This window comes from Pseudomonas congelans (assembly GCF_900103225.1).
Classification (GTDB): domain Bacteria; phylum Pseudomonadota; class Gammaproteobacteria; order Pseudomonadales; family Pseudomonadaceae; genus Aquipseudomonas; species Aquipseudomonas congelans.
Genome location: NZ_FNJH01000007.1, coordinates 40,603 through 52,979, shown reverse-complemented (window position 1 = coordinate 52,979; position 12,377 = coordinate 40,603). Strand labels below are relative to the sequence as shown.

General features: G+C 59.8%; 9 protein-coding genes. 7 read left to right on the top strand and 2 right to left on the bottom strand.

Features of this window, described 5'->3' with window-relative positions; genetic code table 11:
* Positions 1-26 precede the first annotated feature (26 nt).
* On the bottom strand, positions 27-839 hold the full coding sequence (locus BLR20_RS20845) for an HDOD domain-containing protein (protein WP_412778613.1): 813 nt from the start codon (positions 837-839) through the stop codon (positions 27-29).
* Positions 840-1,078: 239 nt separating this feature from the next.
* Between BLR20_RS20845 and BLR20_RS20840 the strand changes: the two genes are divergently transcribed.
* Both BLR20_RS20840 and BLR20_RS20835 read left to right on the top strand, forming a co-directional pair.
* The gene (locus tag BLR20_RS20840; RefSeq protein WP_032612331.1) at positions 1,079-1,618 is read left to right on the top strand and encodes a type 1 glutamine amidotransferase domain-containing protein; all 540 of its coding nucleotides are present in this window, start codon (positions 1,079-1,081) and stop codon (positions 1,616-1,618) included.
* Positions 1,619-1,703: 85 nt separating this feature from the next.
* Positions 1,704-2,900, top strand: coding sequence for a class I SAM-dependent rRNA methyltransferase (locus tag BLR20_RS20835; RefSeq protein ID WP_032612333.1), 1,197 nt, complete (start codon positions 1,704-1,706; stop codon positions 2,898-2,900).
* A gap of 223 nt (positions 2,901-3,123) precedes the next feature.
* On the opposite strand, the gene BLR20_RS20830 is transcribed toward BLR20_RS20835, so the two are convergent.
* Positions 3,124-3,870 (bottom strand): TraX family protein, encoded by a 747-nt coding sequence (locus BLR20_RS20830; protein WP_054992469.1) that lies wholly within the window; start codon positions 3,868-3,870, stop codon positions 3,124-3,126.
* Positions 3,871-3,969: 99 nt separating this feature from the next.
* Here BLR20_RS20830 and BLR20_RS20825 point away from each other — a divergent pair, with 99 nt between their 5' ends.
* The 5 genes from BLR20_RS20825 to BLR20_RS20805 all read left to right on the top strand — a co-directional run bounded on the left by BLR20_RS20825 (position 3,970) and on the right by BLR20_RS20805 (position 12,267).
* Positions 3,970-5,010 (top strand): threonine aldolase family protein, encoded by a 1,041-nt coding sequence (locus BLR20_RS20825; RefSeq protein ID WP_074595024.1) that lies wholly within the window; start codon positions 3,970-3,972, stop codon positions 5,008-5,010.
* A 123-nt stretch (positions 5,011-5,133) separates the two neighbouring features.
* A complete protein-coding gene (locus BLR20_RS20820) occupies positions 5,134-6,576 on the top strand; it encodes a TldD/PmbA family protein (protein WP_054992468.1) in 1,443 nt (480 codons plus the stop codon).
* Positions 6,576-7,901, top strand: coding sequence for a TldD/PmbA family protein (locus BLR20_RS20815; RefSeq protein ID WP_054992467.1), 1,326 nt, complete (start codon positions 6,576-6,578; stop codon positions 7,899-7,901). Before BLR20_RS20820 ends, BLR20_RS20815 begins: the two co-directional genes overlap by 1 nt.
* Positions 7,902-7,910: 9 nt before the next feature.
* The gene (gene mdtD / locus BLR20_RS20810) at positions 7,911-9,323 is read left to right on the top strand and encodes a multidrug transporter subunit MdtD (RefSeq protein ID WP_010430123.1); all 1,413 of its coding nucleotides are present in this window, start codon (positions 7,911-7,913) and stop codon (positions 9,321-9,323) included.
* A 250-nt stretch (positions 9,324-9,573) separates the two neighbouring features.
* Positions 9,574-12,267 carry a sensor domain-containing phosphodiesterase gene (locus tag BLR20_RS20805; protein WP_032612341.1) on the top strand — a complete coding sequence of 898 codons (2,694 nt, stop codon included), beginning with the start codon at positions 9,574-9,576 and terminating at the stop codon, positions 12,265-12,267.
* Positions 12,268-12,377: the final 110 nt, after the last annotated feature.

Sequence of the window (12,377 nt, the reverse complement as noted above, 5' to 3'; positions counted from 1 at the left end):
AAAGGACAGGCCGGGACGGCGCCGGATCAGCGCGCGCCCAGCTCGCGAATGCTTTCCCTCAGGTATTCAAAGTCATATTCGGACAGACCCACGTAGTCCAGCACCAGCGCACCGATGCATTCCCACTCGTGATCCTCGTCCTGACTGCCCAGCACCCGATAGGACTGGCAAATATGCTCAGCCATTTTCAGGGGGGCCAGGAGGTTCTTGAGCGTGGCATTGCGACTGGTATCGTCCTGAAAAATCGCCAATGCGTTGTGATGATTGGCAATCGCGTCGGTAACGTGTGCAGGCAGACGCCAGGATTTGGCCGTGTAGTAGCCGACGACCGAATGGTTGGTGTGGAAGGCGCTGTTTTCGGTATCGACGATGCGGCAATCGGGCCCCGCGTTGGCGTAGGCCTCTTCCAGCACCGGCATGTAATTGGGGAAACGCTTGAGCATCAACGGAATGCCGCAGTCATGGAACAGGCCCAGGGCGTAGGATTCGTCCACCGCCTGCGAGCCGATGCGCTTGGCCAGGGTCAGGCTGGTCATTGCGACATCCTGCGCGGTATCCCAGAAGCGGTTGAGCGCGACGATGGTTTCATCGGTCATCTCGCCCCTGATCGACTGTGCGTTGATCAGGTTGATCACCGTGCGACTGCCCAGCAGAGTCACCGCCTTGTCGATGGAGGCAATCTTGCTGCACAGCCCGTAGTGGGCGGAGTTGACGATCTTCAACAGCGCCCCGGACAACCCGGGATCCTGCGCGATCAATCGCGCAATCGCCCCAAGGTCCGGATCGGGCATGTACTGCTCCATCTGCAGGTCCACCATGATTTGCGGCTGCGGAGGCACACTGATGCCCTGCAACGCTTGCTGGATCTGTTCTGGGCTTAGCTCTTCGGACATAGGATTTTACTCACGGTGATGAGTGGATTCTGACCCCTTGCGGAGAAACGGTCCATCATCCGAGATGAAGATATTCTCGGAACTTTGCCTGGTACGAAGCTTCGGACTTTGTGTTACCGGCGTGAACGGCGGCCTCAAAACGGCCTGTCAGACGCTACCCCTGAAGCCCGACACTGGAGGATCCCATGTCTAAAGCATTGACTGGCAAACGCATAGCAATTCTTGTAACCGACGGTTTCGAACAGGTTGAATTGACCGGTCCGAAAGAAGCGCTGGAGCAAGCTGGAGCCACCGTGGAAATTCTTTCCGCTGAAGAGGGCAAGGTCAAAGGCTGGAATCACGACAAACCTGCCGATGACTTCAAGATTGATGGCACGTTCAAGGCTGCCAACGCCAGTGACTACCATGGCGTGGTGCTGCCGGGCGGCGTACAGAACTCCGACACCATCCGCATAGACAGCGATGCGCAGAAGATCGTCAAGGACATCGAGGCCTCGGGCAAGCCCGTGGCGGTCATTTGCCATGGCAGCTGGCTGCTGATCTCGGCGGGCCTGGTAAAAGGCAAAACCCTGACCAGCTTCAAAACGCTGAAGGATGATCTGGTCAACGCCGGCGCAAAATGGGTCGATCAGGAAGTCGTCACCGACGGCAAGCTAATCAGCAGCCGCCAGCCCGACGACATCCCTGCCTTCAACAGCAAACTGATCGAAGCACTGTCTGCCTGACAGATTCCGTCGGTTAATTGCAGTCGTCCCGGCCCAGCGCCGGGATGACGCGCTATAATCCCGCTCTTTTTTCAGGAGCGACGTCATGTCCCTGCCTAGCTTGCGCCTCAAAGCCAACGCCGACCGCCGCCTGCGCGCCGGTCATCTATGGGTCTACAGCAACGAGATCGATGTAGCCGCCACCCCACTGCACGGTTTTGCAGCCGGTGATCAGGCCATCCTCGAAGCTGCGGGCGGCAAGCCGCTGGGCATCGTCGCCATGAGCCCCAACAACCTGATCTGCGCACGCCTGCTGTCACGCGACATCAAGCTGCCGCTCGACAAGTCTCTGCTCGTCCATCGCCTCAACGTCGCGCTGTCGCTGCGTGAACGTCTGTTCGACAAGCCCTTCTACCGTCTGGTCTACGGTGACTCCGACCTGATGCCGGGTCTGGTGGTCGATCGTTTCGGTGACATTCTGGTCGTTCAACTGGCCTCGGCCACGATGGAAAACCACAAGGAAGACATCATCGCGGCGCTGGTTCAGGTCATCAAGCCAAGCGGCATCCTGTTCAAGAACGATTCGGCAGCTCGCGATGCGGAAGGCCTGAATCGTTATGTCGAAACCGTTTTCGGTCTGGTACCGGAATGGGTCGCGCTGGAAGAGAACGGCGTGAAGTTCGAAGCACCGGTCATGGCCGGGCAAAAAACCGGCTGGTTCTATGATCACCGCATGAACCGCGCGCGCATCGCCCCTTACGTCAAAGGCAAGCGTGTGCTCGACCTGTACAGCTACATCGGTGGCTGGGGGATTCAGGCAGCAGCTTTCGGCGCCAGCGACGTCACCTGCGTCGATGCATCGTCCTTCGCCCTTGATGGCGTGGAACGCAACGCAGCCCTGAACGGTTTTGCGGAAAAGATGACCTGCATCGAAGGCGATGTCTTCGAGGCGCTCAAGGAATTGAAAGCCGCAGAAGAGCGTTTCGACGTGATCGTCGCCGACCCGCCTGCGTTCATCAAACGCAAGAAAGACATGAAAAACGGTGAAGGCGCCTACCGCCGCCTGAACGAGCAAGCCATGCGTCTGCTCAGCAAGGACGGCATTCTGGTCAGCGCATCGTGCTCGATGCACCTGCCGGAAGATGACTTGCAGAACATCCTCCTGACCAGCGCCCGCCATCTGGACCGCAACATCCAGCTGCTGGAACGCGGCGGCCAGGGCCCGGACCATCCGGTACACCCGGCGATTGCCGAGACGCGCTACATCAAGAGCATCACCTGCCGGTTACTGCCCAACAGCTGATATCGAAGCGCCCGGCCTCGTCGCGCCTACAAGAGCTCGCCTGTCCTGACTATCGTGCCAATGCGCTGCGTTGGCATGCCCTTCTGAGCGCCCTGCGTGCTCTTGCGACGCGGAGCGTCGCGAAATGCATTCCCACGCGGAGCGTGAGGAACGAGACTCTTGTAACTATCGTGCCAATGCTCTGCGTTGGCATGCCGTTCCGGACGCTCTGCGTCCTCCCCGTTCAAACCCTGCTCAACACCCCCCGCAGCCCCAGCAACAGCAGAAAGTGCAGCGGATAGATCGCATAGGCCCAGCGCCGCATCGGGATCACGGCGAACCCGGGCCTTGCCCGCAGCAGCGCGATGCCCAGTACAGGCGCCAATACGCAGGCGACTATCGAACCTATGGAAATCGGATCGCCCCAGCTCGCACCGGCGAACATCTGCGACCAGGCGTTGCCCGCCAGACAAAAGACCGCCGGAAACACCGAATACCAGAGCCGCTTTTCCAGCACCAGCACAAAGACCAGCGGCAGCAGCACACCGGCAAAGCCGAACATCAGGTATTTCTGGAAGATCGCCGTCAGCAGAAGTGCGACAAGGGCCATCACTCGGGTTGTCGTATTGCGATGCTGCCAGCCATGAGCGATCACCAGCCCCAGCAGCAGGGTCGGCATCACATTCAGCACGCTCGCGTCAGCCATGAACAGCCGATACGGGATCTCCGACAGCCCGGCAAACACCAGCAGCCAGCCCAGATAACGCCATTGCACCTGCGGGGCCACAATGGCTGCGCTGCGCCGGGAAAGATTCACGGCAATTGCCAGGCAGAACCAGGGAAAGGCAAAACGCCCCGGCACGTAAAGAAAATCGACCGACCAGCCCACATAGCGAAGGTGGTCAAGCACCATACTCAACATCGCCAGCCACTTGAGCAGGTCCAGCGCCTTGTTGCGTCCGGGCAGAAAAGGCGGGTTGGAAAGATCCATAGTGCTCCTGAACGGGGAATTGCGTCATGCAGCCAACACATGACCGAACCTTATATTGTCGCTACAGTGCGCACCATAATCGCCCATAAGGAATCGGCCATGACAGACCAAAGCCAACAGTTCGCCAGCGACAACTATTCCGGTATCTGCCCTGAAGCCTGGGCGGCCATGGAACAGGCGAACAAGGGCCATCAACGCGCTTATGGTGACGATCAATGGACTGCACGCGCGTCGGATGATTTCCGCCGACTGTTCGAAACCGACTGCGAAGTATTTTTCGCCTTCAACGGCACGGCGGCCAACTCGCTGGCGCTGTCATCGCTGTGCCAGAGTTACCACAGTGTCATCTGTTCGGAAACGGCTCACGTCGAAACCGATGAATGCGGTGCGCCGGAGTTTTTCTCCAACGGCTCCAAACTGCTGACCGCACGCAGCGCGGGCGGCAAGCTGACCCCGGAGTCGATTCGTGAAGTGGCGCTCAAGCGTCAGGACATTCACTACCCCAAGCCGCGCGTCGTGACGCTGACTCAGGCCACCGAGGTGGGCGGTGTCTATCAGCCGGAAGAGCTCAAGGCGATCAGCGCGACCTGCAAGGAACTGGGCCTGCATCTGCACATGGACGGTGCCCGCTTCTCCAATGCCTGCGCCTTTCTGGAGGCCTCCCCGGCTGAACTGACCTGGAAGTCCGGCGTTGACGTGTTGTGCTTCGGCGGCACCAAAAACGGCATGGCCGTGGGCGAAGCCATTCTGTTTTTCGACCATGACCTGGCTGAAGACTTCGACTATCGCTGCAAGCAGGCCGGGCAACTGGCGTCGAAAATGCGCTTTCTCTCTGCGCCATGGGTCGGCCTGCTGGAAAACGACGCCTGGCTCAAACACGCCCGTCACGCTAACCGCTGTGCGCAACTGCTGGCCGAACTGGTCAAGGACATTCCTGGCGTGGAGCTGATGTTCCCGGTGCAGGCCAACGGCGTGTTCCTGCAACTGTCGGAGCCGGCCATTGCCGCATTGACCGCCCGGGGCTGGCGCTTCTACACCTTCATCGGCAACGGCGGTGCACGGTTCATGTGCTCGTGGGACACCGAAGAAGAACGCGTGCTTGAACTGGCCGCTGATATCAAGCTGGTGATGCAGGGCTGAGGCGTCTGGATCAAGCTTGCAGGTGCAGCCTGACGAGCGACGGGGTAATCTCCTTCTCAACGGCAACCGGTCCACAAGGCCATCTGGACTTTACCGACCGCCCTCAAGAAGGAGCTTGTCTGCATGTTCGATTTCTCCGCCCGGCTCAAGCAGCATTTCGCTGCCCTGCAGAGTGAAGCGCAATTCTTTTCCGTACGCTACGTGCACCGCACCGGCCAACGCCTGTGCGTGCGCAAGAATGTGGCCGAGCCGCCGTCACTGATCAGCGACGAGGGCGCCATGCTGACCGTGCGCCTGAACGGCGTCGAAGCGTACGCCGCCACCAACGACATCTCCCTGAAGGGTTTGCAGGCTGCCTTGCAGCAAGCCGAAACGCTGGCGCGTCGTCTGGCGCCGCATGCGTTGCTGGACCTGAGCGATCAAGCTGTCTCGAGCGCCAGGGCTGACTACCTGTCGCCGCACATGCACGACGCCTTTCCACCGCTCAGCGACTGCATCGGCCTGTTGATGGCCGAGTCCAGCGCGGTGCCGACAGACGAACGCCTGGTCAACTGGCAGGCCATACTGGACCTGGAAACCGTTGAGCAAATCTACCTGAACAGTGCGGGCGCGGAATTGCGTCAGGCGCAGCGGTTTGTGTTTCCCGGCATGAGCGTGACGGCCTACGACGGTCGCGACAGCCAGACGCGCACGCTGGGCGGGCATAACTTCGGCCAACAGGGTGGCATCGAAGTGCTGAGCAGCTGCGGTCTGATCGGCTCTGCCGCCAATGTCGCCGACGAAGCCTTGCAGTTGATCCTCGCCCCCAACACACCATCAGGCCCACGCGACCTGCTGCTGATGCCCGATCAGATGGTCCTGCAGATTCACGAGTCGATCGGCCATCCTCTGGAGCTGGACCGGATTCTCGGTGACGAGCGCAATTACGCAGGCACCAGTTTCGTCAAGACGACTGACTTCGGCACCCTGCAATACGGTTCGAGCCTGCTGAACGTGACCTTCAACCCGGAGATTCCCGAGCAACTGGCCAGCTACGCGTACGATGACGATGGTACGTCAGCCAGCAAACAGTTCCTGATTCGTGACGGCTTGCTGCAGCGCCCGCTCGGTGGTGCGCTGTCGCAGTACCGCAGCGGCCTGGAGGGCGTCGCCAACAGCCGCGCGTGCAGCTGGAACCGTGCGCCCATCGACCGTATGGCCAACCTGAACATCGAACCGGGCGACCAGTCGCTGGACAGTCTGATCGGCAACATCGAGCACGGCATCCTGATGTCGAGCAATCGTTCCTGGTCCATCGACGACGCACGCAACAAATTCCAGTTCGGCTGCGAATGGGGCCAGCTGATCGAGAACGGTGAGTTCAAGGGCGTGGTGAAGAACCCCAATTACCGGGCGATCTCCGCGCAATTCTGGAAAAACCTCAGCGCCGTGGGTGATGCCAGTACCTTCAAGGTCCTGGGCACGCCGAACTGCGGCAAGGGTGAGCCCAACCAGGCTATCCGTGTAGGTCATGCCTCTCCGGCGTGCGTATTTGCCAATGTCGATGTGTTTGGAGGAGATGCCTGATGTCGCACCAACAGCAGTTCGAGGCGCTGGTCGCCGTGCTCAAGGCTGCCATCAGCCCAGCGGAACACTTCACTCTGGCCTACGACGCCGAGGCGTCTGACTTCATTCGGTTCAACCACGGCAAGGTTCGACAGGCCGGGAGCGTCCAGCAGGTCATTGCGACGTTCAAACTGATCGATGACGGACGGCATGCCAATCTGGAGCTGACCTTGTCCGGCGAAGCCGGGACCGACCAGCAGCGCCTTGTCGACGCCCTGCAACAATTGCGCAAAACACTGCCGTCGCTGGCCAGGGATCCCTATCTGTTGCCGAACACCAATGCCTGGCAAAGCAGCAACGTTCAAGACCTGCCACTGCCGGACAGCGCTCAGATCGTCGAGCAGATCAGCGAGCTGGCAGGCGATCTGGACCTGGTAGGTTTTTATGCTGCAGGCCCGCTTTACCGGGGCTTCGCCAGTTCATGGGGTGCGCTGGGCTGGCATCAGGCCAACAGCTTCAATTTCGACTGGAGCCTGTTTCACGAAAACGGCCAGGCAGTCAAAGCCAACTACGCGGGTCACGACTGGAGCAACGAAGCCTTCGTGCAGCGTTTTCAGCAGGCCCGCGAACAGCTGGAATTTCTCGGCCGCCCGCTGCATGCGCTCAAGCCCGGTCAATACCGCGCGTACCTGGCGCCAGCGGCTCTGGACGAAGTCATCGGCATGCTGACCTGGGGTGGATTTTCCGCGCAGGCACTGGCCAGTAAACGCAGCCCGCTGCAAAGGCTGTATGACGGCGAGACGCCTTTCAGCCCATTGGTCAACTTCGACGAGCAGGTCAGCGGTTCACTCTCGCCGGCGTTTTCACGCGAAGGCTATCCCCGCAAGGACCTGAAACTGATCGTCGACGGGCAAGCCCGCGATCGACTGGTGGATTCGAGCAGCGCAGCCGAATACGACCTGCCTGCCAACGGCGCGGATGATGGCGAAGGCCCGAGCGCGTTGAGCATTGCCGGCGGCTCGCTGGCGCTGGATCAGATCCTCGCCAGGCTCGGCACCGGTCTTTACATCAGCAACCTGTGGTACCTGAACTTCTCCGACCGCGCTGCTGCGCGTCTTACCGGAATGACACGTTTCGCAACGTTCTGGGTCGAAGAGGGCAAGATCGTCGCGCCGGTGAGCACCATGCGCTTCGATGACAGCGCCTACAGCCTGCTGGGCAGCGCACTGGAGGACCTGACCAAAGAGAGGGAACTGATTCTCCAATCGAGCACCTACAGCCAGCGCCAGACCGGTTCAATCCAGTTGCCTGGCGCATTGATCAGCCGACTCACCCTCACGTTATAGCAGGAGCCTATGCAGAACTCAGCAGCGCCGATCATGGACGAAAAGACCCTGCGCTGGATGCCCTGGGTCATCGCCATCGCATTCTTCATGCAAAGCCTGGACGGCACGATTCTCAATACCGCCCTGCCGTCCATGGCCCGCTCACTGGCAGAAGACCCTCTGCGGATGCAGTCGGTGGTCATCGCCTACATGCTGACCATTGCGCTGCTGATCCCGGCTTCGGGCTGGATTGCCGACCGGTTCGGAATCAAGCGCATCTTCTTCAGCGCCATCCTGCTGTTCAGCTTCGGGTCATTGCTGTGCGCGCTGTCCTGGTCACTGAACGTGCTGGTGGCCGCGCGGGTGATTCAAGGGCTGGGGGGCGCGCTGATGCTGCCCATCGGGCGCCTGATCGTATTGCGCGCCTATCCGCGATCGGAGCTGGTGCGGATCATGGGTTTTATCACCGTGCCGGGCCTTTTGGGTCCGTTGCTGGGCCCGACGCTTGGCGGCTGGATGGTCGAGTACCTGAGCTGGCACTGGATTTTCCTGATCAACATTCCGGTCGGCATCCTCGGTTGCTACGCCGTCAAACACTTCATCCCTGATCTTCCGGGAGGCGGCCGAACGCGGTTTGACGGCGTCGGCTTCATCCTGTTCGGCGCGGCGATGGTACTGATCACCATTGCCCTGGAGGGCCTGGGCGAACTGCACTTGCCGCACATGCGCGTGGTGCTACTGCTGTTTGCCGGCATGGGCTGCCTGGCGGCGTACTGGCTGCGTGCCGGGCATATCGAATCGCCGTTGTTTGCGCCTTCACTGTTCCGTACCCGGACGTTTGCCGTCGGCATTATGGGCAACCTGTTCGCGCGCCTGGGCAGTGGTGCACTGCCGTTCCTGGTGCCGTTGCTGCTGCAAGTGGCGCTGGGGTATTCGCCGTCTCAGGCAGGCATGAGCATGCTGCCGCTGGCAGCCGCTGGCATGTTCGCCAAGACTGTCGCCCGCTGGCTGATCGAGCGGCTGGGCTATCGTATGATCCTGACCGGCAACACGCTGCTGTTGGGCATCCTGCTGGCCAGCCTGGCGCTGGTGGATGTGCAAACCCCATACTGGGTGTTGCTGGTGCATCTGGGACTGCTCGGTGCCGTCAATTCCTTGCAGTTCACCGCCATGAATACGGTCACACTGATCGATCTGGACGACGCCAGCGCAGCGAGTGGCAACAGCCTGCTCTCGGTGGTGGCGCAACTGTCGCTGAGTCTGGGCGTGGCAAGCGCAGCAGCCTTGCTGGGTGGTTTCAGCGAAGAAGTTGCCACCGGCGAGGTCAGCAGCATGCTCGGGGCATTCCAGCTGACGTTCCTGAGTGTCGGGGTGCTGGCCATGTTTGCAGCAGGTATTTTCCTGCAATTGCCAGCAAAGGAGCCCAGGATGGCCAAAGCCTGATTGACAACGGACCGTGACTGGAGCAAATCTGCAAAGCGAATTCCCCTGGAAAACGGGGGTTTTGCCCGAAAAATCAACGAATTTGACTATCCGACCAGATACATTGAAGAACCTGGACAATCGGCCGACACTTTTATAGCACTAAGCCACTGTGGTCTCTTGTAAGCACGGGCCGCATGATGCAACCTTGCCATACGCGAAAGTGGGTTTTATCCCTGTCGCGACTAGTATTCCGGAAGCGAGTTTGTTCATGAAAAGCCAAACCGATGCTGCCGGTAGATCCGCAGCCGAGGTAGTGACGCAATTGCCAGTGCCTTCGCGCTTGGGGATGCTGCGTTTCGAGCGGCTGAATGAAGCCAATTGGGCGCTATTGTTTCTCGATCCGAACTGCGAAAAACAGCTCGGTCTGCCCGCCGTTGACCTTTGCGCCTTGATTGGATCCCCTTATGCCAGCCTCATGGAGCCGGAAGCACGTTATCAACTGCATGATGACATCCAGCAGCAACTGGCCTCTTCCCCGAATTACCTGATCCGCTACACCCTTCACAGCCCCAAAGGCCCCCTTGGCCTGCTGGAAATCGGCGAAGCCTACAAACAGCACAACCGCCATCTGTTACGTGGTTATTTTCTGATCGTCGAAGGCCTTGTCACGAGCGGCGAACCGGTCACGGACTCCGATCTGGAAACCCGCAACCTGCGACTGCAGATCGCCCTGGAACTCAACCAGCGCGCCCAGCGCGACCAGTTTGCCCACCTGGAGCGCGTGCGCGCCCAGCAGGATCTGATCCTGCGCCTGACCCGACATCGCTACACCACGGCCAATACCCTGCTTGAAGCGGCAGAGCTGATCACCAAAAGCGCCTGTGATATCTACGATGTCGATCATGTCAGTATCTGGAACCTCAACGACAAGCGCCTGGAGCCAATCACCGACTACAGCCGTGAAACCGGCGATTATCAGTCACGCACGCCGGTGGATATCAGCCCCTACCCCACCTACCTGCAAGCGCTGAATACCAGCAGGGCGATTGACGCCAGCAATATCCAGACCGACCCGCGCACCTGCGAAATGGCCAAAAGCCTGAACCCTGGAGAAACCAAGGCGGTTCTCGATGCCAGTATCCGTATCGATGGGCAGGTAATCGGTGTGTTGTGTCTGGAAGAGTCGGGCTCGACGCGCGAATGGCAGTCCGACGAGATCGCCTTCGCTGGCGAGCTGGCCGATCAGTTTGCCCAGGTCATCAACAACCATAATCGGCGGGCTGCGACCAACGCGCTGCACCTGTTCCAGCGCGCGGTCGAACAGAGCGCCAACGCGTTTCTGCTGGTCAACTGCAACGGCGTGGTCGAGTACGTTAACCCGAGTTTCACGGCAATCACCCAGTACAGCTCGGAGGAAGTCTCCGGGCACAAACTGTCGGAATTGCCCGCGCTGGAAAACCTCAACCAGTTGCTGCTGGAAGCCAACTCCAGCCTGACCAACAGCAACAGTTGGCAGGGCGAGTTCAAAAGCCGCCGCAAGAACCTCGAACCCTACTGGGGCCAGCTGTCGATTTCCAAGGTGTATGGCGATAATCGCGAACTCACGCACTATATCGGCATCTACGAAGACATCACCCAGAGCAAGCTGGCCCAGCAGCGCATCGAGCGCCTGGCGTACACCGACAACCTGACCAACCTGGGCAACCGTCCGGCCTTTATCCGCAATCTGGACGAACGCTTTGCCCGCGACACCGATACGCCGATGAGCCTGTTGCTGGTCGACATCGATAATTTCAAGCGCATCAACGACAGCCTCGGCCACCAGACCGGTGACAAGCTGCTGATCAGTCTGGCGCGCCGTCTGCGCAACACGCTGAGCCCGTCCGACGTACTGGCGCGCTTTGCCAGTAACGAATTTGCCGTGCTGATCGACAACACCGACCAGGAAGCCGGACAGGCCACCGCCACCCAGGTGCTGGCCACGCTGGACAAGCCGATGTTCGTCGACAATCAGCTGATCAGCGTCACCGGCTCGGTCGGTCTCGCCTGCGCGCCGCTGCACGGTCGTGACCCGCAGACCCTGATGAAAAACGCCGGTCTGGCCCTGCACAAGGCCAAAGCCAACGGCAAACATCAGGTTCAGGTGTTCACCGAAGCATTGAATGCCGAGGCCAGTTACAAGCTGTTCGTGGAAAACAACCTGCGCCGCGCGCTGACCCAGAACGAGCTGGAGGTGTTCTATCAGCCCAAGCTGTGCCTGCTGACCGGCCGCCTGCTGGGCATGGAGGCGCTGCTGCGCTGGAACCATCCTGAAAAAGGCATGATCCGACCGGACCAGTTCATCAGCGTGGCCGAAGAGACCGGCCTGATCATCCCCATCGGTAAATGGGTCGCACGTCAGTCCTGCCGCATGAGCAAGGACCTGACCGCCGCCGGGTTCGGCAACTTGCAGGTGGCCATCAACGTCTCGCCCAAGCAGTTCTCCGACCCGGAACTGGTGTCGTCGATTGCCGCTATCCTCAAAGAGGAAGAGCTTGACCCCTCGCTGCTGGAACTGGAGCTGACCGAAGGCCTGCTGCTGGAAGCGACAGAAGACACCCGCCAGCAACTCGACTCGTTGAAGAAACTCGGTCTGTCGCTGGCCATGGATGACTTCGGTACCGGTTACTCGTCATTCAGTTACCTGAAGAAATTCCCCATCGATGTAATCAAGATCGATCGCAGCTTCATCCGCGATATTCCGGATGACGAAGACGACATGGAAATCACTTCTGCGGTTATCGCGATGGCTCACAACCTCAAGCTCAAAGTAGTGGCCGAAGGCATTGAAACCGCAGCTCAGCTGACCTTCCTGCGGCGCCATCGCTGCGATGTCGGCCAGGGCTATCTGTTCGACAGGCCTATCCCCGGTGAAGAACTGATCGAGAAACTGAAGCGCTACCCTCGTCGCCCATCCGCCTGACAACCTTCCCTGCACCCCGCTCTCTCGGGCACACTGTAAGTCTGTATTACACGGCAGCTCTTGTTTAGGCGTGTAACGGGACCCATGTATTCGTATTGATCATCCGTCCT

What these genes read in the sequence shown, in the direction of transcription:
- BLR20_RS20840 (WP_032612331.1), top strand. Translation starts at nt 1,079, where the DNA reads ATGTCTAAAGCATTGACTGGCAAACGCATAGCAATTCTTGTAACCGAC.
- BLR20_RS20835 (WP_032612333.1), top strand. Translation starts at nt 1,704, where the DNA reads ATGTCCCTGCCTAGCTTGCGCCTCAAAGCCAACGCCGACCGCCGCCTG.
- BLR20_RS20830 (WP_054992469.1), bottom strand. Translation starts at nt 3,870, where the DNA reads ATGGATCTTTCCAACCCGCCTTTTCTGCCCGGACGCAACAAGGCGCTG.
- BLR20_RS20825 (WP_074595024.1), top strand. Translation starts at nt 3,970, where the DNA reads ATGACAGACCAAAGCCAACAGTTCGCCAGCGACAACTATTCCGGTATC.
- BLR20_RS20820 (WP_054992468.1), top strand. Translation starts at nt 5,134, where the DNA reads ATGTTCGATTTCTCCGCCCGGCTCAAGCAGCATTTCGCTGCCCTGCAG.
- BLR20_RS20815 (WP_054992467.1), top strand. Translation starts at nt 6,576, where the DNA reads ATGTCGCACCAACAGCAGTTCGAGGCGCTGGTCGCCGTGCTCAAGGCT.
- mdtD (WP_010430123.1), top strand. Translation starts at nt 7,911, where the DNA reads ATGCAGAACTCAGCAGCGCCGATCATGGACGAAAAGACCCTGCGCTGG.
- BLR20_RS20805 (WP_032612341.1), top strand. Translation starts at nt 9,574, where the DNA reads ATGAAAAGCCAAACCGATGCTGCCGGTAGATCCGCAGCCGAGGTAGTG.